The organism is Paenarthrobacter sp. NPDC092416, from assembly GCF_044755025.1.
Taxonomy (GTDB): domain Bacteria; phylum Actinomycetota; class Actinomycetes; order Actinomycetales; family Micrococcaceae; genus Arthrobacter.
Genome location: NZ_JBIVQG010000011.1, coordinates 1 through 26,920, shown reverse-complemented (window position 1 = coordinate 26,920; position 26,920 = coordinate 1). Strand labels below are relative to the sequence as shown.

The 26,920-nt window shown below is 62.9% G+C and carries 25 protein-coding genes and 1 tRNA gene; 9 read left to right on the top strand and 17 right to left on the bottom strand.

The window, feature by feature from the left end; translation table 11 throughout:
• Window positions 1-5: 5 nt before the first annotated feature.
• Window positions 6-3,401, bottom strand: a complete 3,396-nt coding sequence (locus ACIQC5_RS18180) for a pyruvate carboxylase (RefSeq protein WP_400285497.1) — start codon at window positions 3,399-3,401, stop codon at window positions 6-8.
• A gap of 312 nt (window positions 3,402-3,713) precedes the next feature.
• On the opposite strand from ACIQC5_RS18180, the gene ACIQC5_RS18175 reads away from it, so the two are divergent.
• A complete protein-coding gene (locus tag ACIQC5_RS18175) occupies window positions 3,714-4,523 on the top strand; it encodes a ParA family protein (RefSeq protein WP_400285494.1) in 810 nt (269 codons plus the stop codon).
• Between the two features lie 67 nt (window positions 4,524-4,590).
• On the opposite strand, the gene ACIQC5_RS18170 is transcribed toward ACIQC5_RS18175, so the two are convergent.
• The 5 genes from ACIQC5_RS18170 to gcvH form a co-directional block, all read right to left on the bottom strand.
• Window positions 4,591-5,184, bottom strand: a complete 594-nt coding sequence (locus ACIQC5_RS18170; protein ID WP_275965381.1) for a MerR family transcriptional regulator — start codon at window positions 5,182-5,184, stop codon at window positions 4,591-4,593.
• A 236-nt stretch (window positions 5,185-5,420) separates the two neighbouring features.
• Window positions 5,421-5,924, bottom strand: a complete 504-nt coding sequence (locus ACIQC5_RS18165) for a bifunctional nuclease family protein (protein ID WP_400285491.1) — start codon at window positions 5,922-5,924, stop codon at window positions 5,421-5,423.
• The gene (locus ACIQC5_RS18160) at window positions 5,924-6,640 is read right to left on the bottom strand and encodes a MerR family transcriptional regulator (protein ID WP_400285488.1); all 717 of its coding nucleotides are present in this window, start codon (window positions 6,638-6,640) and stop codon (window positions 5,924-5,926) included. The genes ACIQC5_RS18165 and ACIQC5_RS18160 overlap by 1 nt, the downstream gene beginning before the upstream one ends.
• A gap of 23 nt (window positions 6,641-6,663) precedes the next feature.
• Entirely contained in the window at window positions 6,664-7,140 is a 477-nt protein-coding gene (locus ACIQC5_RS18155; protein WP_400285485.1) for an FHA domain-containing protein, read from the bottom strand.
• Between the two features lie 137 nt (window positions 7,141-7,277).
• Window positions 7,278-7,664, bottom strand: a complete 387-nt coding sequence (gcvH, locus tag ACIQC5_RS18150) for a glycine cleavage system protein GcvH (protein ID WP_400285482.1) — start codon at window positions 7,662-7,664, stop codon at window positions 7,278-7,280.
• A 117-nt stretch (window positions 7,665-7,781) separates the two neighbouring features.
• Here gcvH and ACIQC5_RS18145 point away from each other — a divergent pair, with 117 nt between their 5' ends.
• Window positions 7,782-8,477 carry a hypothetical protein gene (locus tag ACIQC5_RS18145; protein WP_400285480.1) on the top strand — a complete coding sequence of 232 codons (696 nt, stop codon included), beginning with the start codon at window positions 7,782-7,784 and terminating at the stop codon, window positions 8,475-8,477.
• A gap of 53 nt (window positions 8,478-8,530) precedes the next feature.
• On the opposite strand, the gene ACIQC5_RS18140 is transcribed toward ACIQC5_RS18145, so the two are convergent.
• Window positions 8,531-9,739, bottom strand: a complete 1,209-nt coding sequence (locus ACIQC5_RS18140; protein ID WP_400285477.1) for an MFS transporter — start codon at window positions 9,737-9,739, stop codon at window positions 8,531-8,533.
• Window positions 9,740-9,913: 174 nt separating this feature from the next.
• On the opposite strand from ACIQC5_RS18140, the gene ACIQC5_RS18135 reads away from it, so the two are divergent.
• Window positions 9,914-10,360 (top strand): MarR family winged helix-turn-helix transcriptional regulator, encoded by a 447-nt coding sequence (locus ACIQC5_RS18135; RefSeq protein ID WP_400285474.1) that lies wholly within the window; start codon window positions 9,914-9,916, stop codon window positions 10,358-10,360.
• A gap of 157 nt (window positions 10,361-10,517) precedes the next feature.
• On the opposite strand, the gene ACIQC5_RS18130 is transcribed toward ACIQC5_RS18135, so the two are convergent.
• From ACIQC5_RS18130 to ACIQC5_RS18085, 10 genes are all read right to left on the bottom strand, one after another.
• Window positions 10,518-10,594, bottom strand: a tRNA-Pro gene (locus ACIQC5_RS18130).
• A gap of 141 nt (window positions 10,595-10,735) precedes the next feature.
• Entirely contained in the window at window positions 10,736-12,286 is a 1,551-nt protein-coding gene (der, locus tag ACIQC5_RS18125; protein ID WP_400285471.1) for a ribosome biogenesis GTPase Der, read from the bottom strand.
• A gap of 10 nt (window positions 12,287-12,296) precedes the next feature.
• Window positions 12,297-13,031: a lysophospholipid acyltransferase family protein gene (locus ACIQC5_RS18120; protein WP_400285468.1), complete on the bottom strand. Its 735-nt coding sequence runs from the start codon at window positions 13,029-13,031 to the stop codon at window positions 12,297-12,299.
• Complete coding sequence (cmk, locus tag ACIQC5_RS18115; protein ID WP_400285465.1) at window positions 13,021-13,734, bottom strand: (d)CMP kinase; 714 nt, start codon at window positions 13,732-13,734, stop codon at window positions 13,021-13,023. Before cmk ends, ACIQC5_RS18120 begins: the two co-directional genes overlap by 11 nt.
• Entirely contained in the window at window positions 13,734-14,840 is a 1,107-nt protein-coding gene (locus tag ACIQC5_RS18110; RefSeq protein ID WP_400285462.1) for a prephenate dehydrogenase, read from the bottom strand. The genes cmk and ACIQC5_RS18110 overlap by 1 nt, the downstream gene beginning before the upstream one ends.
• A 3-nt stretch (window positions 14,841-14,843) precedes the next feature.
• A complete protein-coding gene (locus tag ACIQC5_RS18105) occupies window positions 14,844-16,055 on the bottom strand; it encodes a pseudouridine synthase (protein ID WP_400285459.1) in 1,212 nt (403 codons plus the stop codon).
• Window positions 16,056-16,229: 174 nt separating this feature from the next.
• Window positions 16,230-16,886: an SMC-Scp complex subunit ScpB gene (locus ACIQC5_RS18100; RefSeq protein WP_400285457.1), complete on the bottom strand. Its 657-nt coding sequence runs from the start codon at window positions 16,884-16,886 to the stop codon at window positions 16,230-16,232.
• A complete protein-coding gene (locus ACIQC5_RS18095; protein ID WP_400285454.1) occupies window positions 16,879-17,769 on the bottom strand; it encodes a segregation and condensation protein A in 891 nt (296 codons plus the stop codon). Before ACIQC5_RS18095 ends, ACIQC5_RS18100 begins: the two co-directional genes overlap by 8 nt.
• An 8-nt stretch (window positions 17,770-17,777) precedes the next feature.
• Entirely contained in the window at window positions 17,778-18,677 is a 900-nt protein-coding gene (locus ACIQC5_RS18090) for a ParA family protein (RefSeq protein WP_400285452.1), read from the bottom strand.
• Window positions 18,678-18,931: 254 nt separating this feature from the next.
• Entirely contained in the window at window positions 18,932-20,278 is a 1,347-nt protein-coding gene (locus tag ACIQC5_RS18085) for a cation:dicarboxylate symporter family transporter (RefSeq protein WP_400285450.1), read from the bottom strand.
• Window positions 20,279-20,416: 138 nt separating this feature from the next.
• Between ACIQC5_RS18085 and ACIQC5_RS18080 the strand changes: the two genes are divergently transcribed.
• The 6 genes from ACIQC5_RS18080 to ACIQC5_RS18055 form a co-directional block, all read left to right on the top strand.
• Window positions 20,417-22,063: an ATP-binding protein gene (locus ACIQC5_RS18080; RefSeq protein WP_400285447.1), complete on the top strand. Its 1,647-nt coding sequence runs from the start codon at window positions 20,417-20,419 to the stop codon at window positions 22,061-22,063.
• Window positions 22,060-22,773: a response regulator gene (locus ACIQC5_RS18075; protein WP_400285444.1), complete on the top strand. Its 714-nt coding sequence runs from the start codon at window positions 22,060-22,062 to the stop codon at window positions 22,771-22,773. The genes ACIQC5_RS18080 and ACIQC5_RS18075 overlap by 4 nt, the downstream gene beginning before the upstream one ends.
• 57 nt (window positions 22,774-22,830) lie before the next feature.
• The gene (locus ACIQC5_RS18070) at window positions 22,831-24,456 is read left to right on the top strand and encodes a LuxR C-terminal-related transcriptional regulator (protein WP_400285441.1); all 1,626 of its coding nucleotides are present in this window, start codon (window positions 22,831-22,833) and stop codon (window positions 24,454-24,456) included.
• A 153-nt stretch (window positions 24,457-24,609) separates the two neighbouring features.
• Window positions 24,610-25,710 carry a class I SAM-dependent methyltransferase gene (locus tag ACIQC5_RS18065; protein WP_400285438.1) on the top strand — a complete coding sequence of 367 codons (1,101 nt, stop codon included), beginning with the start codon at window positions 24,610-24,612 and terminating at the stop codon, window positions 25,708-25,710.
• Between the two features lie 72 nt (window positions 25,711-25,782).
• Window positions 25,783-26,424 carry a GntR family transcriptional regulator gene (locus ACIQC5_RS18060; protein WP_400285436.1) on the top strand — a complete coding sequence of 214 codons (642 nt, stop codon included), beginning with the start codon at window positions 25,783-25,785 and terminating at the stop codon, window positions 26,422-26,424.
• 74 nt (window positions 26,425-26,498) lie between these two features.
• On the top strand, window positions 26,499-26,920 hold a 422-nt coding region (locus ACIQC5_RS18055), incomplete at its 3' end, for an MmgE/PrpD family protein (RefSeq protein ID WP_400285433.1).

Genomic DNA, 26,920 nt, shown 5'->3' with positions numbered 1-26,920 from the left:
GGCTCTTAGCCGATAACCAGCAGCAAATCTCCGCCTTGGACCTGCTCGACCGCCGAGACGGCAAGGCGTGAAACAGTGCCAGCCACCGGCGTCGTAATGGATGCTTCCATCTTCATGGCCTCGATAGTGGCCACCGTGTCACCGGCGTTGACCACGTCGCCTGCCTTGACCGTGACGGTGACCGCGCCCGCGAACGGTGCAGCAACCTGGCCCGGCTGTGCGGGGTCGGCTTTCTCTGCTGCCTTGACGTTGCTGACAACGGAGCGGTCGCGGACAACCACCGGACGGGACTGGCCATTGAGCGTACACATCACGGTACGCATGCCCTTCTCGTCGGGCTCGGAAACGGCCTCGAGCTGCGCAATCAGTCGAACGCCCTTTTCCAGCTCGATCACGTGCTCGGCGCCGCGCTGAAGGCCGTACAGATAGTCACGGGTATCCAGCACCGAGATGTTGCCGTACGTATCAACACTCTTGTTGTAGTCCTTGGTGGGACCGGCGAAGAGCAAGCGGTTCAGCGTCTGCTGGCGCGTGGCAGAGTCACCCTTGAGTGCGGCGCTGTCTTCGGCACTGATCTCGACATCGCGCACCTTGATGCTGCGGCCTTGCAGGGCCTTGGTGCGGAACGGCTCGGGCCAGCCTCCGGGAGGATCACCGAGTTCGCCCGAAAGGAAGCCGATGACGGAATCGGGGATGTCGTAATTCTGCGGATTCTCGTTGAAGTCTGCAGGATCAGCATTGAGCCCGACCAGGTGCAGGGCAAGATCGCCCACCACCTTGGAGGACGGCGTTACCTTGACCAAGCGGCCCAGGATGCGGTCCGCGGCCGTGTACATGTCCTCGATGGCTTCGAACTGCTCCCCGAGGCCCAAGGCGATGGCCTGCTGGCGAAGGTTGGACAGCTGACCACCCGGGATCTCGTGCTGGTAGACACGACCTGTGGGGCCTGGAAGTCCGGACTCGAAGGGCGCGTAGACGCGACGAACGGCCTCCCAGTATGGCTCCAACGCACCGACGTTGGCCAAGCTCAGCCCGGTATCGCGGGGCGTGTTGGCCAAGGCAGCCACGAGGGCGGACGCGGCAGGCTGGCTGGTGGTGCCTGCCAGGGACGCGGAGGCAACGTCAACAGCATCCACACCGGCGTCGACGGCGGCCAGCAGCGTTGCGAGCTGCCCACCGGCGGTGTCGTGCGTGTGCAGGTGCACAGGCAGGTCGAAGCGCTCACGGAGTGCCGAGACCAACTTGGCCGCAGCAGCCGGGCGGAGCAGACCCGCCATGTCCTTGATGGCGAGAATGTGCGCACCGGCGTCGACGATCTTCTGCGCCAGGTCCAGGTAGTAGTCGAGGGTGTAGAGATCCTCATTCGGGTCCAGGAGGTTGCCTGTGTAGCAGAGTGCGACCTCCGCGACGGCAGTCCCTGTTGCACGCACAGCCCGGATTGCCGGGGCCATCTGGTTGACGTCGTTAAGGGCGTCAAAGATGCGGAAGATGTCAATGCCGGTAGCCGCGGCCTCGCTGACGAACGCCTCGGTCACCTCTTCCGGGTACGGCGTGTAGCCAACGGTGTTGCGCCCGCGGAGCAGCATCTGGATACAGGTGTTCGGCAGTGCCTGGCGCAAAGCAGCCAAGCGGTCCCAGGGGTCCTCGCCAAGGAAGCGGAGCGCGACGTCGTACGTCGCACCGCCCCAGGCCTCCACCGAAAGCAACTCCGGCAGCAGGGCGGTGACTGCCGGGCCGGCCGCCACGAGGTCGCGCGTACGAACACGGGTGGCCAGGAGCGACTGGTGGGCGTCACGGAAGGTGGTGTCCGTGACGGCAACGGCCTGCTGCTCGCGCAGTGCCTTGGCGAAGCCTTCGGGACCAAGTTCCTGCAGCTTCTGGCGCGAACCCGAGGTGGGCACGGGGCCGTCGACTGAAGGCAGCTTGCTGGCGGGATCGGAGTGGACCTTGAGCTCGCCATTGGGCTTGTTCACGGTGACATCGGCAAGCCAGGTGAGGAGCTTGGTGCCACGGTCGGCCGAGATGTGCGACTTGAGGAGTTCCGGTCGCTTGTCGATGAAGTCCGTCGCCACGTTCCCGGCAATGAAGTCGGGATCCGCAAGAACGGCCTGCAGGAACGGGATGTTGGTGGACACGCCACGAATGCGGAACTCAGCCAGGCCACGACGTGCTCGGGCAACGGCTGCAGGGTAGTCACGGCCGCGGCATGTGAGCTTGACGAGCATCGAGTCGAAGTGCGGGCTGATCTCGGCACCGGAGTAGACCGTACCGCCGTCGAGACGCACGCCGGCACCACCTGCGGAACGGTAGCCCGTGATCTTCCCGACGTCGGGACGGAAGCCGTTGGCCGGGTCTTCCGTGGTGATGCGGCACTGAAGTGCAGCGCCCTTGATGGAGACGGAGTCCTGGCTCAGTCCGAGGTCTGCGAGCGTTTCGCCGGACGCGATGCGCATCTGTGCCTGGACGAGGTCTACGTCGGTGATTTCCTCGGTGACGGTGTGCTCCACCTGGATGCGGGGGTTCATCTCGATGAACACGTGCTGCCCGGCGCGTTCGCCCTCAGTGTCCACCAGGAACTCGACGGTTCCTGCGTTGACATAGTTCAGTGCCTTGGCGAAGGCCACGGCATCGCGGTACAGCGCTTGGCGGATGTTCTCATCCAGGTTCGGCGCCGGAGCGATTTCCACCACCTTCTGGTGGCGGCGCTGCAGCGAACAATCGCGCTCGAAGAGGTGCATGACGTTGCCTTCGGCATCGGCCAGGATCTGCACTTCGATGTGACGCGGGCGCAGGACGGCCTGCTCGAGGAACATTGTGGGGTCTCCGAAGGCTGCATCAGCTTCGCGCATGGCGGACTGCAAGGCCTCGGGGAGGGCTTCGCGCGTCTCGACGCGTCGCATGCCTCGTCCGCCTCCGCCGGCTACGGCCTTGGCGAAGATGGGGAAGCCGATCTCGTCTGCGGCCGCAATGAGCTCGTCAAGGTCCTTGGAGGGCTTGCTCGACTTCAGGACGGGTACCCCTGCCTTGCGGGCGGCTTCCAGGGCGGCAACCTTGTTTCCTGCAAGCTCAAGCACCTCAGCGGGCGGACCCACAAAGGTGATGCCCGCGGCCTTCGCAGCGCGCGCCAGGTCCGGGTTCTCGGACAAGAATCCGTAACCCGGGTAAATGGCGTCAGCGCCGGCTTCCTTGGCGACGCGAACAACCTCCTCTACGTCCAAATAGGCGCGGACAGGATGGCCCACCTCGCCGATCAGGTAAGCTTCGTCGGCCTTCTGACGGTGGATCGAGTTACGGTCCTCGTGCGGAAAGACGGCTACGGTCTTGGCGCCCAGTTCATAACCAGCGCGAAACGCCCTGATCGCGATTTCGCCGCGATTGGCCACCAGAATTTTCGAAAACATACTTCTCCTGCATCATTGCGGGTGGATCGGTCGGTGGTCACAGTGTGTAGTGCCGCCAGCATCAAACACAAATCTTTGTGGCAACCATCACAAAGGAATCGTCATGTGCGCTGTATATGCGTGCGCGCGACCCGGCACCATGCTAATGACCACAGAATGATTGACTGCCACAGGCGGCAGGCGCGTAGAAAGCGGGAATTGACCGCCGCGCAACATATGATGTTGAAGGGGCTGCGGCAAGCCCCGGTTCCGGCGCTCCCGGAGCTGAAAACAGCGCGATACGGCAACCGGCGTTAGGTTTTGGGTTTTCAAGTGCAAGTAGTCAGCATCAGCAGCCTCAAAGGCGGAGTGGGCAAGACGTCCGTGACCACTGGTCTGGCGTCCGCGGCCCTGGCAGCCGGCATCCCCACCTTGGTAGTGGACCTGGACCCCCATGCCGATGCCACCACGGCACTCGGAGTGCAGGCAGGCGAGCACCTCGATATCGGCAGGATGCTTAAGAACCCGCGCAAAGCCCGACTCCCGGAAAACGTGGCCGGAAGCAGTTGGGTCTCCAACGGCTCCAGCAACGGAAAGCTGGACGTAGCCGTTGGTTCGGCGTTCACGGGCATCTATGACCGCCCAGATCTCGGCAAACGCGATCTCCGCAGGCTCTCCGCTGTCCTTGCCGGAACCTCCAGCTACGAATTGGTCCTGGTGGACTGCCCGCCGTCCCTCAACGGACTCACCCGGATGGCGTGGAGCGCCAGCGACCGCGTGGTGCTGGTGGCGGAGCCGGGACTCTTCTCCGTTGCAGGCACAGAGCGGACCATGCGCGCCATTCAATTGTTCCGCCAGGAATTCGCTCCCAACCTGGCGCCGGCGGGAATCGTGGCCAACCGCGTCCGGACCGGATCAGCAGAGCACACCTTCCGGCTGGCGGAGATGGAGTCCATGTTCGGCGAACTCCTGCTGACGCCCCACATTCCCGAGCAAGCCAACTGGCAGCAGATCCAAGGCGCAGCACATTCCGTGCATCACTGGCCCGGCGATTCCGCCAAGAATTCGGCGAAGCTTTTTGACGCCCTGCTTGAAAGCCTGATGAATGGCCAGCCCGCACTGCGGGACAGGCGCCAGCGGTAAACATCTTGGACACAAGAAAGCCGCCTCCCATCCAGGAGGCGGCTTCCCTTTGTCTTGGAGCGGCTCTCTAGCCGATACGGCGTGCTACCCGCCGTTTGCTCAATTCGTCGTCGGGAAAGGACTGCTCCGCTGCGTGTTCGCTCGGCAATGCGGCCAGACTTCCCTCGACCTCCCGCCATACACGGCCTACCGCGATGCCAAAGACTCCCTGCCCGCCTTGAACGAGGTCGATGACTTCGTCGGCCGACGTACATTCGTAGACACTGGCGCCATCGCTCATGAGGGTGATCTGCGCAAGGTCCTCGACACCTCGCTCACGAAGGTGCTCAACGGCGGTTCGGATCTGCTGCAGCGACACACCGGTGTCCAGCAAGCGCTTGACCACCTTGAGGACCAGGATGTCACGGAAGCCATAGAGTCGCTGCGAGCCTGAACCTGCGGCGCCGCGGACAGCGGGCTCCACCAGGCCTGTGCGCGCCCAGTAGTCCAGTTGGCGGTACGTGATGCCTGCGGCCTTGCATGCGGTGGGACCGCGGTAGCCCGCGTCCTCGTCCAGCACAGGAAGGTCCTCCGTGAAGAGCAAACCTTGGGCGCCGGATGCGGGCGCAGCAATGCCGGTCGAGGCCTGCTTCAGCTCGCCTGCTTCGCCTTTCGGACTCACGTGACCTCCTTGTTCCCAGTTCCCTTGGGGATGGTGCGGACACCCATACAACGCCGAAATCCAGCGGTGTAATTCCCGCAAGGCCGCACTTTCCAGTGTGACTTGCGCGGGCAGTGTATGCAACGGGAACTTGATACCTTCGACGTTAGGCCTGCGACGGCCCAAGGTCAAAGATCTCGGGGTCTAAATGCTGTCGTGTCGAAAGTTTCACCCTCAACTTTAGGCTTAGGGTCCGTTTAGCCTTCGAAATCCTCGGGTTCAACGTCGTCCAGGAACTCCCTGAAGCGTCGCAACTCCCGCTCCTCGTCCACGGTTGGACCGGGCTCGGAGTCTTCACCTTCGTCGTGCTCAGTGATCCGGACGCCGGCTTCCTCCATCACAGCGTCTGCACACCAGATCCGGCATTTTGCCCGCAAGGCCAGGGCCAACGCGTCCGAAGCCCGGGAACTGACCACCGTGCCGTCGTCGAACTGCAGTTGGCCGTAGAAGATATTGTCCTCCACCGCCACGATGTTGACGCTGATGATCGAATGGCCCAATGATTCGACGACGTCCACCAGAAGATCGTGCGTCATGGGCCGCGGCGGAACAACGCCCTGCTGCGCCAACGCGATGGCGCTGGCTTCCGGGGTGCCAATCCAGATCGGCACGTGCCTCTCACCATTGATCTCCCGAAGGAGGACCAAGGGCTGATTGGAGGGCAGCTCGATCCGGACGCCGACGATTTCAACCTCGATCATCAGGTGTCCATCCGCGCGATACGGTCGTGGACGAGCGCCCGGTGAAGGCTGAGGCAAAGTTCACTGATCTCACGGGCAGCCTCCGCGGCACGCGCCTGGGATGCCGCGTCCCGCCGCGACGTGAGCGGCGCGACCGCCCTCTCCACCAGGCCGAATTCACGTTCAGCAGCCGCCTGGAACGGCCGAAGGTGACGAGGCTCAAGGCCGTGACCCTCCAACTGGACACACGCCCGGGCCACTTGGAGGGCATGCTCATCGAACTTGCCGCCCACGTGGCTGATGAGCCCAAAGCTCAACAGCGACTCCAGCAGGGGCACGCTGGCGCCGGATTCGGTGCGCAGCTGCTCCTCGGTCAACGCGCGGGCACGCCCTTGGATTTCGGCGGCCATTTCCGCGGAGACAATCCTGGGCGAAACCGTGACACCGGGTGGAAGGTTCTCGGGGCGTTCACCGCGATCGATCGCATCCAGGTAGTCCTTGATGACCTTCAGCGGAAGGTACTGGTCCCGCTGAAGAGCCAGGACGAAACGCAGCCGCTCAACGTCGCTGTCGGCGTACTGCCTGTATCCGGCAGGGGTCCGCTTGGGATTGATGAGTCCCTTTTCCTCAAGGAATCGGATCTTGGACGCAGTCATGCCGGGAAAGTCGTCGCTCAACTGAGCCAGGACTTCCCCGATGTTGAGGACCTGCGGTCCGCGACGTTCCGGCTGGGCCATTGCCACAGGCAGGTACCCCGGGATCAGACTTGGCCCGCTGGGCGCGTCGGGCTCAGGTAGTAAGTGAGCCGGAACTTGCCGATCTGGACTTCGTTGCCGTTCTTCAGTTGCACACTGTCCACGCGGTCGTGGTTGACGTAGGTGCCGTTGAGGCTGCCCATGTCCACGATCTCGAAACCGGACCGGGTCCGGTGGAACTCGACGTGCTTGCGTGACACGGTGACATCATCAAGGAAGATGTCGGCGTCAGGGTGCCGGCCGGCCGTGGTGGTGTCCGCGTCCAGCAGGAAGCGCGCACCCGCGTTGGGACCGGAGTGTGCAATGAGCAATGCGGAGTCCGGCGGCAGGGCCTCCACGGAGGCTCGCTCCTCGGGGGCAAGCTTCGGCGCAACGCTGGGCTCATCCCACGTGGGCGTGATGCTGATCGAGGTGGTCTCCGACGTCGGCTGTTCTTCCGGGCCGTTCCCGACATTGGCTTGGTTCTGTTCGCCGCCAACCATGGAATATCCTCCTCATCCGCCGGCAGTTCCAAACCATGCCGGCAACTCCGCCTCCCGGTACCGCCGGGCAAATCGGTTGCTGGCCCGCCTATTCGCCTCCCCGCGTACGGGAAAACAGCCGGGCGGGCCAGATAACTTTAGCCTACCTGTTGTTCGTACTCCGATGCACTGAGCAGGGAATCCACTGCGTCAGCTTCTGCAAGCTTTACTTCAATGAGCCAGCCTTCACCATAAGGATCCGAGTTGATCAGGGCCGGATCCGTGTCCAAGGCTTCATTCCGCGTTACGACTTCGCCCGTCACTGGGGCATAAATGTCGCTCACGCTCTTGGTGGACTCCACTTCGCCTACGACGTCGTTGCCGGTGACCTTTGTCCCGGGCTCGGGCATCTGGGCATAAACAACATCGCCCAATGCGTCCTGCGCGAAATCGGTGATACCGATGCGCACTACGCCATCGGCGTCAGGGGCAGAAACCCATTCGTGTTCTGCAGTGTAGGAAAGATCGGCTGGGATATTACTCATGGGTCGCCTTTCATCGGGACATTTACGGACCTCGACGGCGGCCCGGGCTTCCGGCCACCGCTGAAAGTATAGGCACACTTACCGGGCGCCTGAGGAGGTCTCTGCCATGATTGACCCATGACTGAACAAGCACAAGTACCGGCACGGAAAAAAGGCAATTGGGGCGTCAAAATAATCCTGGTCCTGGTGGCATTGCTTGTCGCGGTGGCGGCCTACTTCATTCTCGGGGCCATCCTCCCCCGGTGGTGGTCGGACGTCATCGCCGGCCAAATACGACGCGATCTCGGCGCCAGTGTCTTGGTTGGCATGTTCTATGGATTCGTCTTCACGTTCATTCCCTTGGTGGTTGCCTGGCAGGCCACACACAAAGCCGTCAGTTGGCCGTGGAAGATCGTCATCCTCCTGATAGCGGTCGCGATTGCCACACCAAACCTGCTGACTGCGGGCATCGTGTTCGGTTCGACGGAATCCGCTCATGCAGGTCAGCGCACGCTCAGCGTCGACGCCGGGTTCTTCACCACTTGGACGGCAATTTCAGCAGTTGCCGCTGCCATCATCTTCGTCGCAGTGACGATTCTCTGGGCCGTATGGCGCCGCAGGGGCAAGAAGATGAAAGTACTGACCCAGGCTGAAAAGGCGCGAATGACCGCAGCAAAGAACGCCGAGAAGGAGGCGCGGGACGCCGAACGCGCTGCCAGTGGCCGCCCGACGTCGGGACCTGCCGCCCCGGTGGACGACGCGAAGGCGCGCATCAAGGACGTCTTTGATGGAAAACCGGACTTTGACGGAAAGCCCGACGACCACGCCAAATAGGCCATAGGAAAGCCCGCCACTGATCAGTGGCGGGCTTTTCTGTCGATGAAATGCTAGGCGACCGTGGCCGCCTGGGGTTCGCGTTCGACGTCGGACGTTGGGTCAGGCGCCCCGACTCCCCTGCGCTTGGCCGCTGCAGCCGCGGCCAGCATAACGAGCAACGCGGCCACTGTAATCGCTGCCCCTGCCCAGATGGGCGAGGTGTACCCGAGACCCAGGGTGATGGTGACGCCGCCGAGCCATGCGCCCAAAGCGTTTCCAAGGTTGAATGCTCCGATGTTGGCTCCGGAGGCAAGCGTCGGCGCAGTCGAGGCGAAATGCATCACGCGCATCTGAAGGCCCGGCACGGTGGCAAATCCAAATCCACCCATCAGGGCGAGCGAGGCCAGCGTTGCGATGCCATTGGATGCCGTGAGGGCAAAGAAGACCAGAACCAGTACCAGCCCGGCGAGGATCACCACCAGTGTTTTGTCCAGTGACTTATCCGCCGCCTTGCCGCCAAGGAAGTTGCCGACGAACAACCCGGCACCAAAGAGCACCAGGAGCCACGGCACCGCACCGGACTCAAAGCCGGATACTTCGGTCAGCGTGAACGCAATGTAGGTGAAGGCGCCGAACATGCCGCCGAAGCCAAGAATCGTGACGATGATCGAAAGCCATACCTGGCCGGACTTGAACGCGCCGAGTTCGCTCCGCAGGCCCTTGGCGGGTTCCGTGGTGCTTTTCGGGACCATCAAGGCGATGCCGAGCAGGGCAACGACGCCGATTGCGGTAATGGCCCAGAAGGTGGACCGCCATCCGAAGTTCTGCCCGAGCAGAGTTCCGAACGGCACGCCCAGTACGTTCGCGGCCGTGAGGCCTGTGAACATGATGGCGATGGCGCCGGCCTTCTTGTGGGCTGGCACAAGGCTGGCGGCCACTACGGAACCGATACCGAAGAATGCACCGTGGCACAGTGCGGCAACGATGCGGCCGATCATCATGGCCGGGTACGAATCGGCAACCGCGGAAAGAAAGTTTCCTGCGATGAACAGGACCAGCAAGCCCATAAGGACGGCCTTGCGTGGAAGCCTGGTGACGGCCGCCGTCACCAGGAGGGCGCCGACGGTGACGCTGAGGGCATAACCGGAAATGAACCAGCCGGCAGAGGCTTCACTGACATTGAAGTCAGCTGCAACCTCGGGCAACAGTCCCATGATGACGAACTCGGTCAGGCCAATGCCGAATCCGCCGAGGGCCAGGGCAATCAACCCTGCGGGCATGTGGAGCTCCTTAAAGTGGATCGGTTACTCCGGGAGTGGAAGTGCGTCGCCGGGAACCGTAGAATAATAGTTGCAGACGCTCTATATATAGTTGCATGCGCTAGATAATTGCGCAAGCAACTACTTTTGGCTGCTGCGTTTCGACTCGAAAACCAAGGCAGGAGCACAGTAGACATGGGCATCAAGGATGACGCCGTAGAGGTACGGGCACAGGGCTGGCGCACCCTGGCTGCCCTGCATGGGAGCATCGAAGCTGAGCTGGAAAAGGCGCTCCAAGCCTCAAGCGAGCTGTCCGTAGTTGAGTACACCGTGCTTGATGCACTGAGCCGCCAAGATGGCTGGCACATGCGGATGCAGCAACTTGCCCGCGCCACTGCACTTTCCAGCAGCGCCACCACCCGTCTGGTCAACCGCTTGGAGGACAGGGGACTTCTCACGCGCATCCTGTGCGCCGACGACCGCCGCGGCATCTACACCGAGCTGACCATCGCCGGCCAGAAGCTCCTGCTGGACGCCAAGCCTGTCCATGACGAAACGTTGGCCGCGGCCCTCTCGGCCGCCGAACAAGTGCCGGAGCTGGAGCCGCTCGTGCGGGCGCTCGGAGCACTGCAGAAGGTCTAGGCGGGCACAAAACCTACTCTGGTTCGCTGGACCCGCCGTACCACGTTGAGTTCAGCGAACAAGGGCACCTTTGCTTGCCGTCAACCCTTGCCTGCGCACCCGGTTCTTTAACGACCAAAGGCCGGAACCCCGCGTTTCCGCGTGATTCCGGCCTTCATGGTCGGGCTGACAGGATTTGAACCTGCGACCCCTTGACCCCCAGTCAAGTGCGCTACCAAGCTGCGCTACAGCCCGCTGGTTCCACCGTTCTCCGCCTAAGTTTTCCTCCGAAGAGTCTCACCTAAGCAGTCCGGCCGAACCACCTCCAAAAGCTTACACGAAGTTGGAGGGTGCCAACGCCATCAGAGCCAAAGTTGGCTGTGATGCCCGTCTCATTTAGCGCTTCTTGCCACGCTTCTCGCGCACACGCATGTTGACCTCGATGGGAGTGCCCTCGAAGCCGAACGTTTCGCGCAGGCGACGCGTGATAAAACGGCGGTATCCGGGATCCAGGAAGCCCGTGGTGAACAGCACGAACTTCGGCGGCCGGCTGGAAGCCTGGGTGCCGAAGAGGATGCGGGGCTGCTTGCCACCGCGGACGGGGTGCGGGTGGGCAGCCACCAATTCACCCAGGAAGGCGTTGAGGCGGCCTGTGGGGATTCGGCGGTCCCAGCTCTCCAGTGCAGTATCCAGCGCAGGAACGAGCCGGTCCTTGTGCCAACCGGTCTTGGCGGAGATGTTGACGCGGGGAGCCCACTCAACGTGCGCCAGGTCCTGCTCGATTTCGCGTTCCAGGTAACGGCGGCGTTCGTCGTCCAGGAGGTCCCACTTGTTGAATGCGAGCACCAGTGCGCGGCCGGATTCAATCGCCAACTGCAGGATGCGGACATCCTGCTCGCTGAGGACCTCGTCGACGGCAAGAAGCACGACGGCGACCTCCGCCTTCTCGAGCGCGGCCTGCGTGCGCAGGGACGCGTAGAAGTCGGCACCCTGGGCCATGTGCTGGCGGCGGCGGATACCCGCGGTGTCAACGAAGCGCCACGTGCGGTCGCCAAGCTCGATGAATTCATCCACGGGGTCACGAGTAGTGCCTGCGAGCGGGTCCACAACCACGCGCTCTGAGCCTGCAAGCTTGTTCAGAAGGGAGGACTTGCCAACGTTCGGGCGGCCGATCAGCGCAATACGGCGGGGGCCGCCGGAGCGCTCGACGCCCTCAACCAAGGAGAACTCGGGCAGAGTGTCCATGACATGGTCCAGGAGGTCTGCCACACCGCGGCCGTGCAATGCAGAAACCGGGTACGGCTCGCCGAAGCCAAGGCCCCACAGCGCTGCCGAGTCAGCTTCCTGGGCGAAGTCATCCACCTTGTTGGCCACCATGATGACCGGCTTCTTGCTCTTGCGCAGCATCTTCATGACGCCTTCATCCGTGGCGGTCGCGCCAACGGCGGAGTCCACCACGAAGAGAACGGCGTCAGCGAGCTCAACGGCCATCTCGGCCTGTTCGGCGACACGGGCGTGGATGCCCTTGGCGTCGTGCTCCCATCCACCAGTGTCCACCAGCGTGAAGTTGCGGCCGTTCCAGCGGGCCGAGTACATCACGCGGTCACGGGTTACGCCGGGAGTATCCTCAACAACTGCCTCGCGGCGACCCAGGATGCGGTTGACCAACGTGGACTTACCAACGTTCGGGCGGCCGATGATGGCCAGTACCGGATCAAGCTTGAGGGGACCTTCGTCGCCTTCATCGCCGTACTCTCCGCTGAGCAGCGCGGCGTCCTCTTCGTCGAGATCGTAATCATCCAGACCCGCCCGGAGGGTCGCAGCACGAAGTTCCGCTTCCTCATCGTCCAGGGCAGCCAGGTTTTCAGCCACCTGGTCGGTGCCGGTGGGCGTGTATTCGTCGTCGCCGGCTCCGTGGAGGCCGGATTTTTGAGTCGTATCGCTCATTGCACTTTCCTTAGTGGTGGTCTGCCGGCGTCCCGGCTACTGCTGTTTGGTGGTGCTGCGGTGAATTCGGACCGGGCGCAGGCTCTTGCGGAAGGTCCTGCCCTGTGGTCCGGATGGCGTCCTGAACGTGTTCAGCCAACGCGTCGCGGATTTCCGCAGCCGCCCTGTCCATTGAAGCACGCCCTGGTTCGCCCTTCCGGCGCTGCACCGTAAGGGGTTGGCCGAAGCTGACATACAGCTTGCGGCGGGGTTTGGGGATATGGTCGCGGTGTTCCTCGCCCTGCCGGGTTCCGAGGACCGCTACCGGTATAACGGTGGCTCCGGAGTTGATGGCGAGCCAGGCGACTCCGTTGCTGATGCTTTCGGCAGCGCCACTCCCCCGGGTTCCTTCTGGCAAGATTCCCACGCAACGGCCTGCATCGAGCAAGTACTTGCCAACGTGGAGCGCCCTTCGGTCGCCTGCCCGGTCCACCGGGATCTGTCCTGACCCTTTCAAGACCCGGCCGAGGAATCCCTTGAACATCTCTTTCTTGACCAGGATGTGCATGGGACGCGGCGAAGCCCCGAACATCACGGGCCCGTCGAGGAAGCTGATGTGGTTCGCTGCAAAGATCACCGGGCCGGCAGCGGGCACATGGCGCTTACCTGACACAACGGTCCGATAGATGACATGGTCCAGTACCCAACCGACTGGTCGGCTCCAGTATCTGGTCCACTCCGCGGGGAGCTGCTGCTTAGTCGCCATAAATGACCTTGCTGACGATTGCGAGGGCAGTCTCAACGGTCTGCTCAAAGTCCAGGTCCGAGGAATCAAGAGTCACTACGCCGTCGGCTGCCTGTGTGAAGTTCACAACCGTGGAGTCCTTGGCGTCGCGCTGGAGCACCTGGGCGGCGAGCTGTTCCTTGCTCTGCGTTCCGCCCAACTGAATTCCGCGACGTCGCATCCGGGCTTCTTCGCTGGCGGTGAGCAGCATGCGAACTTCAGCGCCAGGTACGACGACGGTAGTAATGTCGCGCCCTTCCACCACCATGCGGTTGTGGTGCTGCGAGATCAGCTGCCGCTGGCGGCGAATCAGTTCCGTGCGCGCACCAAGGGTGGTGGCGACAGCGCTCACAGACGAGGAGATCATGGGGTCCCGAATCTCCTCTGTGATGTCCGTACCGTCCACCGCCACGTATTCAGCAGCTGTGCTCGTGCTGATCTCCAACGGCATGGCTTTGGAAGCCTGCTCCACTGCCGCACCGTCCTGAAGGTCGACGCCGGTCTTGAGGCAGTACCAGGTCAGCGCCCGGTACATGGCACCGGTGTCCAAATACGCCAACTTCAAGCGGCGGGCAACTTCCTTGCTCACGCTGGACTTGCCCGACCCCGAAGGACCATCGATCGCGATCACGAGCGGTTTGCCGGGGCGGGCTACCGTCTCCGGGCCAAAGAATTCACGCGTCATTACTGGAGTACCCGCCATCCACGGTCAGTCAAGGCTTCAACAAGGAGGTCATGCTTGTTGGGCAGCACGGAAAGCTCCACCATGCCCACGTTTTGTCCCGACGAATGGTCGAGCCGAAGGTCTTCCACGTTCACGCCAATCTCACCGATTTCCGTCAAGAGGTGTGCGATCTGGCCAGGCTTGTCGTCCACCAGGATGGTGAGCCACGAATACGCCTGCGGGGGTCCGCCGTGCTTGCCCGGGATCCGGGCCTGCCCGGCGTTGCCTTCGCTGATCAACTGGGCAAGATCCAAGCGGGCACCCGGGGCCGTGGGAGACTCCAAGGTGCCGATCAAACGGTTCAGGTCCTCGCGAACACCGTGCAGGATCGAAACCAACTTCTCCGCATTGCCGCCAAGGATCTGCACCCACAGGGTGGGATCACTAGCCGCGATCCGGGTGGTGTCCCGGAGTCCATTGCCGGCCAAGGACAAGGCATGCAACGGCGTGCCCTGCAGCCGGCTGGCCAGCAACGAGGACATGATCTGGGGCAAGTGGGACACCAAAGCAACGGCTTCGTCGTGCTCGTCGGCAGTGAACTGCGAGACCGTGGCACCGAGATCCGACGCCAAAGCCCGCGCCAACTGGAGCGAGCCGGAATCCGTTTCCTCCGACGGGCAAACCACCCAAGGCATGGACGTGAAGAGCTCTCCGCGGGCAGCCACGGGTCCGGATTTCTCCCGCCCTGCCATGGGGTGGGTCCCCACGTAGCGGGCGAGATCCACTCCGCGCTCACGCAACTGCTCCTGGATTTCAGCTTTGACGCTGGCAATGTCCACCACCACAGCGGAAGGGTAATCTGCCAGTGCCTGCGCCACGACACCCGCAGTGACGTCCGGCGGAGCAGCCACAACTACAAGTTGCGGCTGTTCGGCCAACTCAGCCAACGGACGGCCGGCGCCGATATCGACGGCGACGGCCTGGTTGGTGGGCGAAGGATCCGACAAGTAGACCGGAACCCCGCGGCCACGCAAACCGAGGCCGATGCTGGCGCCCAGGAGGCCAGTACCGAGGACCACGACCGGGCCATCAAGGTGGCCCCGGCCGTGCGTGCGGAATGCGGACATACCCTAGAGCCCCACAGATGCCAGGACGTGGCCGACTTCCTGCCTGCCGAGGTTACGGATGCTGCCCTGGCGCTGGTCGCCCAGGCCGATGGGACCAACCTTGACGCGAACCAGCCGCTCCACGGGGAACCCAACGGCGTCGAACATACGGCGCACAATACGGTTCTTGCCCGAGTGCAGCACTACCTCGATCAGGACGTGACCCGGAGTCGAATCCACCAAACGGAAGGAGTCCACGGCAGCTACACCGTCTTCGAGCTCGACGCCGGACTTCAGCTTCGCGCCGACGCCCTGCGGGAACGGACCGCGCACCTGGACCAGGTACGTCTTGGGTACCTCATAGGAAGGGTGCGTCAAGCGGTTGGCGAGTTCGCCGTCGTTCGTCAGCAACAGAAGGCCCTCGGTGGCGACATCGAGACGGCCGACGTGGAACAGGCGTTCGCCCTTGTTCTTGTTGTTCTTGAGGAAGTCGCTGATGCACGGACGGCCCTCGGGGTCTTCCATGGTGGACACGACGCCCTTGGGCTTGTTGAAGACCATGTAGACAAGGGTTTCGTCGAGCTGGATGCGGATGCCGTCAACGTGGATCACGGCTGCCGTGGGGTCTACCCGCATGCCGAGCTCAGTAGTGACCACGCCATCGACCTCGACACGGCCCTCAAGGATCATTTCCTCGCAGACGCGACGGGAAGCCACGCCGGCCTGGGCCATGACCTTTTGCAGGCGCACGCCGTCGGCGTCGTGGAGGTCCGACTGAGGAACTTCCTGACGAGGACCGCGGTTGCGGGCAGGCTTCCGGATGGGGCCCAGGTTCTGGCCGAAGCGTTCGCTGCCAAAGGCCTTGGAACCGTACTGCTTTGCGGGCTTCGGCTTGGGCTTCAGCGCACCGGGGGTGCCGGGGGCCTTGCCGTAGCCGGGCTTGTTGGAACCGGGCTTGCGGAAGGGCTTTGCCGGCCTGGCCGCCTGGCCGCGGTCGTAGTCGCCCGCCGTCGTGGGGTTGTCGGGGTCGAAAGGGGCCGCTTCCCGAGGCTTGGAAGCCTTGAACGGACGGCCCTCGCCCTGGCTGAAGTTGCGCTTTCCAGCGCCGGCACTGCCGCCGCGGCCGGAAAAGCCTCCGGCGTTGGAGCGGCCGGTGCCGCCCCTTGCCTCATTGCGTCCAGAACTGTTGCGTCCCGAACCGTTACGTGGTGAACCCTGGCGTCCCGCCTGTGTCATGACCCGTCCTTGTGTAGTAATGGCCGGCATTCAGTGCTGCAATCAACACTAGCCAGCCGGGCAGACATCGTCTGCCCCTTGTTGCCTTGGCACCTGGTGGTCGGTGCCCGTGAATCAGTATGTAGTTGTCCTGCGGTGCCGGTGCATGCCCGCTTCGGTACTTCAAAGCAGTGGTTACATCCGTGTGGCGTCGTAGTACTCGTCGATCCCTTCCAAGCCAGGAAGATGGGGCGAAAGCTGAGGCAGTTCCGCCACAGAGCCAATTCCCATCCGTTCCAGGAAATACGAGGTTGTCCTGTAGAGCACAGCCCCGGACTCGGGATCATTGCCGGCGTCCTCGATCAAACCCCTTTGGGTAAGAGTCCGGACCACCGAATCAACGTTGACGCCGCGAATGGCAGACACCCGGGCCCTGGAGACCGGTTGCCGGTAAGCAATGACCGCCAAGGTTTCAAGCGCTGCCTGAGTTAGCCTGGTGGTCTGCCCTTCGAGGACGAACCGGCCCACGACGTCGGCAAAATCCGACCGTGAATAGATTCGCCACCCACCGGCGACGTTCCGCAATTCAAAACCCCGGGGTGCAGTGCTGGCATCGGCAAAGCCGACAGCATCCACGTCCGGGGCTTTAACAGTATAGCCGCTATACTCCCGCTGCAGGTCCTGCAGCAAATCCTCGACGACGTCGACGGTTACGTTCAGTCCCGCGGCCAGCTCCTCGGACGTGGCGGGCACGTCAATAACCATGAGGACTGCCTCCAGCGCTGCCCGTGCCCCGCCCGGCAAGGCATCAAGTGCAGCAAGGCCGTCACCGCCAGGTTCTTGTTCAGTCACTGCTGCTTCCCTCGTTCTCGTATTCTTCGCTCAGGTTGGAACTGTCCCAATCGGCATCATGCCCGGTCCAGCGGACCGTCAATTCTGCCAGCGGTCCGGGTTGCTCGAAGGCAACAACCCTGTCCCGGAACATTTCCAACAGCGCCAGAAAGCGTGCCACCACCACCAGCGTGGTTTCGGCGTCTGCGATCAATACCCGGAATGACAGCGGCGCTCCCATCCTCAAGCGATAACCGATGAGCTCAGCCTGTTCCTTGACGCTGACCGGCGGGGCATGCAGGTGGTCCAACCCGACTTCCGATGGGGTCGCGTCCTTGGGTTTGAGGGCTTTGACCGCAAGTTCCGCGAATTGCTCCGGCGTGTGCCGCCACACGAGTTCGGGAAGCAACGCGGCGAAGTGGCCTTCCAGCGCCACCTGCCGCGGGTACTGGCGAGCCTCCTGCTCCAACGTTTCGCCAATGATCCCGGCGATCTGCTTGAAGGCCTTGTACTGCAAAAGGCGCGCGAAAAGGAGATCCCTTGCCTCAAGCAGGGCAATATCCTCGGCATCTTCAACTTCGCCGGCCGGCAAGAGTCGGGCAGCCTTGAGGTCCAGGAGGGTTGCCGCGATCACCAGGAATTCGCTGGCTTCGTCCAGGGCCCAGTCCTCCCCCAGTTCCTGGAGGCGTCGGATGTATTTGATGAACTCATCCGTGACAGTTGCCAAGGCCACTTCAGTGATGTCCAGTTTGTGCTTGGAAATCAGCCCCAGCAGGAGGTCGAACGGGCCGGTGAAGTTGGCCAACCGTACCTCAAAGCCGGGCTTACGGGCTTCGGCGGTCCCGGCGTCGACCGTTGTTTCGACTGTATCCGCCTCGGCGAGCGGGGCGAGCGACCCTCCCACGCCGTCCGCTAGGGCGCGCCGCCGCGCGAGATCAATTCCTTGGCGAGGCGGCGGTATGCGTCGGCGCCGATGTGATTGCCGGCGTAGCTCGTAATGGGTTCTGCAGCCACAGTGGCGTCAGCGAACTTGATGGAGCGTTTGATGACGGTCTCGAAGACCTTGTCACCGAAAGCCTCAACAAGGCGCGAGATGACTTCCCGGCTGTGCAGGGTGCGGGCGTCGTACATGGTGGCCAGGACACCATCCACTTGCAGGCGCGGGTTGAGGCGGTCCTGCACCTTTTCGATGGTCTCCACGAGGAGAGCCACGGCCCGGAGGGCGAAGAACTCACAAATCAGCGGGATGATGACGCCGTGTGCGGCGGTCAGCGCGTTGACTGTCAGCAGGCCAAGCGACGGCTGGCAATCAATGAGGACGACGTCGTAATCGTCTTCGACACTCTTAAGTGCACGGTCCAGGACCTGCTCACGCGCGACTTCATTGACGAGCTGAACTTCGGCAGCTGAGAGGTCAATGTTGGCGGGCAGGAGATCAACGCCCTCAACACCCGTCTGCTGGATGGCATCGCGAATGTCCACTTTGCGGTCCATCAGGACGTTGTAAACCGTGAGATCGAGTTCGTGCGGGTTCGCACCGAGACCGGCAGAAAGCGCTCCCTGCGGATCGAAGTCCACCAACAGCACGCGACGGCCATATTCAGCGAGCGCAGCCGCAAGGTTGATGGTGGATGTGGTTTTGCCCACGCCGCCCTTTTGATTGACCATGGCGATGACTCTCGCCGGACCGTGGGAGGCAAGCGGAGCAGGTTCCGGGAAGTCGCGGTGAGGGCGGCCGGTGGGCCCCATGATGGCGTCTTCCAGATCGAGCTCGGTGCCTTCCAGCGTAGCTGTTCCCCGTTCGATGCTCACGTATCTAACCACTCTTTCGACGACGATCTTCCCTGCTGCTGTTCCGCCAGGTTCAGCGCTACTACCCACCTAGGCTACAGCGCCCGACACGGTATTTGAGGGAACTTGACTTTGCCCGGACTTTGAGCCTTGACCCTCTAGTTGAGGTAGAAGGTTGCACATTCCCTGCCTGCGTTCAGCCGGGAACACAGCAGGGGCGGCACCCCGTGAGGTGCCGCCCCTGCTGTCAGAGCGTTGAAGATCAGCTCAAGGATCTAGACGGTGACCTTTTCGCGCGTTTCTGCCTCAGGGGCAGACTCGGCCTCGCCGCCGTGGGCGATCATGGTCTGCTCGTCGAACGGCTCACTGCCGGACAGGACGCGGCTGACCTGGCCGTTGTCGATTTCCTTGACCCAGGTGCCAATGAGGACCGTGGCGACGGCATTGCCCGTGAAGTTGGTCAGCGCGCGGGCTTCGGACATGAAGCGGTCGATGCCCACAATCATTCCGACGCCGCCCAGGAGTTCCGGCTTGTGCGCCTGGAGCCCGGCGGCGAGCGTTGCCAGCCCGGCACCGGTGACGCCTGCAGCACCCTTGGACGCGATGATCATGAAGACCAGCAGGGAGATCTGCGCGCCCAGATCCAACGGCGTCCCCATGGCGTTGGCCACGAACAGCGACGCCATGGTCAGGTAGATGGCCGTGCCGTCCAGGTTGAAGGAGTAGCCGGTGGGAACCGTGACACCGACAACCGGCTTGGAGACACCGAGGTGCTCCATCTTGGCGATGAGTCGCGGCAGTGCTGCTTCAGAGGATGACGTGGAGAAGATCAGGAGGTATTCGCGGGCCAGGTACTTCATGAGCTTGAAGATGTTGACTCCGGCCACCACGCGGAGCAGCGTTCCCAGGATGACCACAATGAACAGTGCGCAGGTGATGTAGAAGGCGAGCATCAAGGTGAACATGCTGAAGATTGCCTGGGCGCCCGTGGCACCAACGACGGCGGCGATCGCACCGAACGCGCCTACCGGGGCGAGCCACATGATCATGATGAGGATGCGGAAGACGAGCCTCTGAGCGTGGCCGATGGCGCCGAGGATGGGAGCGCCTTGCTTGCCCATTTTCTGCAAGGCGAATCCGACCAGGATCGCGGCCAGCAGCGTCGGCAGGACTGGAATGTCACCGGGGATGATTCCCAGGAGGAAGTCCACCGTACTGTCAGTGGCCGCCTTCTTGGTGGGATCGTACGGGGTCAGCTTGAGGCCCTCACCCGGGTGGATAAGGTTGCCCACCACCAGGCCGATGCCAAGTGCAAAGGTGGACATCGCGACGAAGTAGCCCAACGCGAGCCCACCAACCTTGCCAACGGTGGCCGCTTTGGCGATGGAGCCAATGCCCAGGACGATGGTGCAGAAGATGACCGGAGCGATCATCATTTTGATCAGCTTGATGAAGCCGTCACCGAGTGGCTTCAGTGACTTGCCAACTTCGGGGAACACCAAACCGACCACGGCGCCGAGCACAACGGCAAGGATCACGGCGATGTACAGATAATGTGACTTGTCGAGCCCCTTGCGTCCACTTGTGGCGGCCAATGCCGACTCTCCTCGTTGAGAGGTCATGGGAATCTCCTTCTGGATACTGTGTAAGGCGCTGCGGTCCTGCACTTGTGTCCATTCCGCTGCCCTGTGTGATATCCATCATTGAGCCGCGGGTGACTTACATCACCGTTGCGGTCATATTGGTCATGGGAGGCCTACGTGTTTCACAACTGGAGCATCGCCCGCCGCTTGTTTGTGGCGAACCTGCTGTTCGTCCTGGTGCTGACGGCGGGCTTCGGTGCGGCTTCCGTCGTCGAAGCCAGGGACCGGGCATATGACGACGCCGGCAGCCGTATGCTGGCCGTTGCGGCGGCGATGGCCAACAATCCCCTGGTGTTGGACGCTGCCTCAGCCCCCGACCCGTCGGCCATTCTGCAGCCGTATGCGTTGAAGGTCATGGACGATGCTGACACGGATTTCATCACGATCATGGCCCCTGACCGGACACGATGGACGCATCCCCGGCCCGAAGAACTCGGAAAGCCCTACATCGGCACCATCGAGCCTGCCTTGCGCGGCGAAACCTTTACAGAGGTCACCGCCGGAACCCTGGGCCCTTCAGTCCGCACCATCGTTCCTGTGAAGGATGCCGGCGGGACCGTCAAGGCCTTGGTCGCGGCCGGCGTCACTGTAAGGACAGTTGATACCGACGTTACGGAACGCCTCGGCGTGATTGGCGGCATCGCCCTGATAGTGCTGGCCTTCGGGTCCTTCGCGTCGTGGCTGCTCGGGCGTTACCTGCGCTCCGTGACACGTGGCTGGGGACCTGAACAATTGGCCCAACTATTCGCCTACTACGAATCCGTCCTGCACTCCGTCCGCGAGGGTGTAATCCTCGTCGACACCCACGGCAAGGCCGTCATGTACAACGATCAAGCTGCGGAGTTGCTGGGCCTTGCCCCCTCCGACGTGGACCGCTCACCTGACACAGCGCCCAAGCTCTCCGAGCTCCCGTTCGACGGCAGCCTGCGGGCGCTTTTCGAATCCGGCCGTCCCGCCCATGACGAAATCCACCTGACTGGCTCCCGCATCCTTGTGGTGAACCAAGCACCAGCAGTTGGTCCCGTACCCGCCCTGAGCCGCCAGAAACCTGCAGTGTACGGAACCGTGGCTACCCTCCGGGACCGCACGGAAATCGAGTCGCTGGGCACCGAGCTGCAGACCATGAAGACGCTCTCGGACGCTTTGCGGGCCCAGACCCATGAACATGCCAACCGCCTCCACATGATCGTGTCCCTCCTTGAACTGGGGCGAACTCCGCAGGCGCTGGAATTCGCCACCAAGGACCTGGAGCTGAGCCAGCAACTCACGGACGACATGCTGGCATCCGTAGACGAACCTGTCATGAGCGCTTTGGTGATGGGTAAGGCCGCGGAAGCGCACGAGCGCGGCGTGGAGTTGATGGTCCGGACGTCGGGCAGCTCTGGGGTCAGCGGGGTGGAGATCCAGGATTTGGTGACCATTCTGGGTAACCTCCTGGACAATGCCATCGATGCGGCCGCCGCTGCGGATTTTCCGCGGAAAGTTGAGTTAGACGTGGACGCCGGACCGGATGCCCTCCAGTTCACGGTCCGGGATTCCGGACCGGGCATTGACCCCGACTCCATCGAGGACGTGTTGCAGTATGGATTCAGTACAAAGTCGGCGGGAGTCGATCCGCGCGGCGCCCATGGGCGCGGCGTCGGCCTTGCCCTGGTCCGCCAAGCCGTTGAGCGTCTCAACGGTACGATGACCATCAGCAATCCCGGCGGCGCGCAATTCCATGTGGTGCTGCCCGCGCCGGAAACCGAGGAAGATACCGCATGACTGATATCCGCGTCCTGGTAGTCGAGGACGAGCCCATCGCCTCGGACGCCCACTCTGTCTACGTTGGCAGGATCGATGGCTTCACCTTGGTGGGCACAGCACCTGACGGGCAATCCGCTCTCCGGCTTTTGGGCGAATTCGCTGCATCCGGCAATCCCGTGGACCTGGTCCTGCTGGATATGAACCTCCCGGATCTGCATGGGCTCGACGTGGCCCGGCGGATGCGCTCTGCCGGGCTCTTCGCCGACATCATCGCCATCACGGCCGTCCGCGAACTGAACATCGTGCGCAGTGCCGTCGCTACCGGCGTCGTGCAGTACCTCATCAAACCGTTCACCTACGCGACCTTTGCGGACAAGCTGACCAGCTACCGCACGTTCCGGGAGCAGTTGGCCGGATCCATGTCCGGCATTTCGAAGGCAGGAGCCTCGCAAAGCGATGTGGACCAAGCCTTCGCGAGTCTCCGCGCGCCCACTGAGCTACCGCTACCCAAGGGCCTGTCCGGGTCCACGCTGGACTCCGTGAAGGACCTGGTGCGGTCACAGCAGCAGCCGGTGTCAGCCAACGAGGTCATGGAAGCTCTGGGAATGTCACGCGTCACTGCCCGGCGGTATCTGGAATACCTTGCCGACGCCGGGACAGTCACCAGGGCGCCGCGGTACGGAACACCCGGACGCCCCGAGAACGAGTATGGCTGGAACCGAAGCTAGCCTTCTCCCCTACGGACCAGGCCCGCAGTAAGCTGGAGCCGAAACCGTGGAGAGTCCATGTCCCAAGAGTTGCAGCAACTTTCCGAGGCCCGCGACGCCTACGCCCGTGGGGAATGGGGCGTGGCGCGCCGAGGCTTGGAGCTGGCCGGCCAGGATGCGCCCTTAAGTTCCGGGGACCTTGAGATTCTGTCCCGATCAGCGTGGTGGCTGGGGGACGTCCAAAGCTCCATGTCATTGTCAGAGCAGATTTTCCATCGGCTGGCCGACGAGCACCAACACCAAGCTGCCGCACGTACTGCGCTGACGTTGTCCCTGCAATGGGGTGTGCGCGGGAACCTTGCTGTGTCCTCTGCGTGGTTGAACAGGGCACGCCGACTGTTGGAGGACCTGCCCGAGGTACCCGAACATGGCTACCTGCTCTACGTCGAAGGCAACGACGCGTTGAACCTCGAAGGTGATCCCGGGCCGGCGTTGGCCTCCTCCGTCAGGCTCAAAGAAATGTCCCAGCGCCACGATGCTCCGGAACTGGAGGGCTTTGCACACCTTTTGGCGGGACTTGCGGCCGTGCGGACCGGTCAGGCTTCACGGGGATTTCAAGAACTCGACGAAGCCATGCTGCCGGTGATGGCCGGTCAGGTGCCGGCGGAGTGGGGCGGTGACATCTACTGCTCCGTCATCCACCTCTGTTACGAGATGGCGGACTTCGCCCGGATGCGGGCCTGGACTGATGCACTTTCCACCTGGTGCGCCGGTCTCTCCGAGTCCTTCATGTACACGGGCATAGCGCACGTCCATGAGCTTCAACTGCTCAGCGCGGAAGGCAACTGGGCCAGGGTTGAGGCAGAGATGCCCCGCGAAGCCGAGCGCCTTCGGAACGCGCAAAGCTGGATTGCGGCGGACGGCTATTGCGAACTCGGCGAGATCCGTCGACGCCGGGGCAACGCGACCGGCGCTGAAGCGGCGTTTGCTTTGGCCTGCGGGCTCGGTGTGGACGCCCAGCCGGGCCGGGCCTTGCTGCAAGCGGATTCCGGCATGACGGAGGCCGCCGTTGAAGCGCTCCGTGGAGCGTTGGCGGACCGCGGGACCTTGGGACGGGCCAGGCTCCTGTTGCCATTGGTTGAGCTGCTGGCACCGCGCGAACCGGGCGCAGCCGCCGCGCATTGCACTGAACTCGAACGGACTGCCGCTTTCTATGGGACCCCCGGCTTCCAGGCGTGGGCACACCAGGCCCGCGGCGCCTTGATGATGGCCGAACGGCGCTGGCCCGAAGCCCTTGTAGAACTTGAGGCGGCAGCGCGGTCCTACCGATCCTTGCGGATGCGTTACGAACTGTCCCGGGTCCACGAACGGCTGGCCTCGGTCAGGGCAGCCTTGGGCGAGCCCGGGGTGGCTGAGGCTGAACGAGCCACAGCCGCTGCCATCCGGAACCAACTGGGCGCTGTAAATGTCTCGTGGGAGACAGCCACCAAAGCGCCCGGTGGGTTGACGTTAAGGGAAGTCGAAGTGCTCCGCTGCGTCCTCGCTGGTGCAAGCAACCGCCAAATCGCCAACGCCCTGACCATCTCGGAAAAAACAGCAGGGCGCCACCTCGCCAACATTTTCACCAAAATCGGCGTATCTTCCAGAACAGCCGCCGCCGCGTGGGCCCATCAACACGGCCTGGCCGAACGGCCGGAAGCCTAGCCGGATCTTTCGTAAGCCCGTGCATGGTTCGCCCCATGCACAGCGAAAAGATGCACAAGATGCCCGAAGCGCCGGCGATGTCCCGGAAATTAGCTTGGGGATACGGGCCACAGGCCGGACAAAGCGGCCCCCGGAATCAACCAAGGACAAGCCATGAACAGCACCCAAATCGGCCAGTACCAAACGACGGCTGTTTCCGACGTGGCGACTGACGAAGCCATTGAAGAGGCGACGGGCAGACTCATTGGAATCCTGAATGACTCGTCCCTGGCGCTCCTCATTGGAGTAGGCCACCAAACGGGACTCTTCGGGAACATGGCGGAGCTGCCTGCTGCCCGCAGTGACCTCATAGCCGATGCCGCCGGATTGAACGAGCGCTACGTTCGTGAATGGTTGGGCGGGATGGCGACGGCGGGGTTCGTCGATTTCGATGCCGGCCATGCCACCTACCGCCTCCGCCGCGAGTACGTGCCGGTTCTCGCCGGAGCCGGCACCGAAAATCTGGCCCGGACATTGCAATACATACCGCTTTTGGGTGAGGTGGCCCCCAAGATTGTCCGCGCCTTCCGGGAGGGAGGCGGAACCAGCTACAGCGACTATCCGCGGTTCCATCACGTCATGGCGTCTGAAAGCGCTGCCGTGAATGATGCCTCTCTGCTGGAAACGATCCTCCCCCTGACAGGCCGGGTAGACGCCCTGCGGGACGGAATCGATGTTGCCGACATTGGCTGCGGCGAGGGCCATGCGATGAACCTCCTCGCAGCAACCTTTCCAGCCAGCACGTTTGTGGGCTACGACTTCACGCCGGAAGCCGTGGAAGTCGCCACCCGGGAAGCTTCGGCCTTGAAACTTTCAAACGTCGACTTCGTCCTCAGGGATGTCACACGCCTTGACGACGAGGAATCGTACGACCTTGTGACGGCCTTCGATGCCATCCACGACCAAGCGCATCCAGCCCAGGTGTTGGGAAATATCCACACGGCACTCAAACCCGGCGGCACGTTCCTCATGGTGGACATCAACGCCTCAAGCAGGCTCGAAGAGAACATGGATCTGCCTTGGGCTTCCTTCCTGTACACCATTTCAACCTTCCATTGCATGCCCGTTTCGCTTGGCCAAGGCGGAGACGGGCTGGGAACGGTCTGGGGTAAAGAACGTGCCACAGCCATGCTCCGTGACGCAGAGTTCAGCGCAGTGGACGTCAAGGAGCTGGACGAGGATCCTTTCAACGCGTACTACGTGGCCACAAAATAGATATGTATACATCCGTGCCCAATATTCACGAACTTGCAGACGAAATAGCCTGCTTCTGTATACACTGTGGTTATGCGTGCGAGTGATCGGGCTTATGCGGTTTTGCGTGAGGATATTGTTCAGTGGCGTCTTCGGCCGGGTGCGGTGTTGGCCGAGGTGGAGCTGTCGGAGCGGTTGGGGGTGTCGCGGACTCCGGTGCGGGAGGCGTTGGGCCGGTTGACTGCGGAGGGTTTGACGAGGGCGGCCGGCGGGCGTGGGGTGGTTGTGACCGATATTTCGTTGGAGAGCATCGATGAGTTGTTCGAGCTCCGCGAGACCTTGGAGGTTAGGGCTGCGGGCTTGGCTGCGCAGCGGGGCGAGCCGGGGGTTTTCGCCGGGCTCCACGCCCTTTTGCTGGGGGCCCCTGCCTTGCTCGGTGATGGGGATCCTGCCCGGGGCGGGTATTACGCGTTGGTGGGCCGTTTGGATGAGGCGATCGACGCGGCGATCTGCAACGCGTATCTGGCCCAGGCCATGCGGGGGCTTCGGGTGCATCTGGTCCGGGTCCGGCGCCTGGCCGCGGATGATACCGCCCGGCTGCAGGCTGCCGCTGCCGAGCACGCCGCGATCGCCGAGGCCATCGCGGCGGGGAACCCGCGGGTCGCGGAGGCCGCCACCACCCTTCATTTGCACCGCAGCCTGAGCCATCTCAAGGCCACCCACACACCTGCCTAGAAACCCCTTACACCTGCTGGAAACCCCCCACACACCTGTTGGGAAACCACTACACCTGTTTGAGAAGGAGCATCATGGTCAAGAACCACCACGTCCGTGTTTACACGTCCGAGGAGAACCTGCCCCGTGAGGAGCAGTTGGCGCATAAGATCGCCGTGGTCGCCGCGGACCCGGTTCCCGTGACTGCCGAGGTCACGGAGATGGTGATCAACCGGATCATCGATAACGCCTCGGTGGCCATCGCCTCGTTGAACCGGGCCCCGATCGTCGCGGCCCGCGCCCAGGCCCTGACGCACGGCCCGTCAGCCAACGGCAAGGGCGCCAAGGTGTTCGGCATCACCGAGCGGGTGTCCCCGGAGTGGGCTGCCTGGGCCAACGGGGTGGCCGTGCGGGAACTGGACTACCATGACACGTTCCTGGCCGCGGATTACTCCCACCCGGGCGACAACATCCCGCCGATCCTGGCCGTGGCCCAGCATGTGGGTTCCACCGGGGC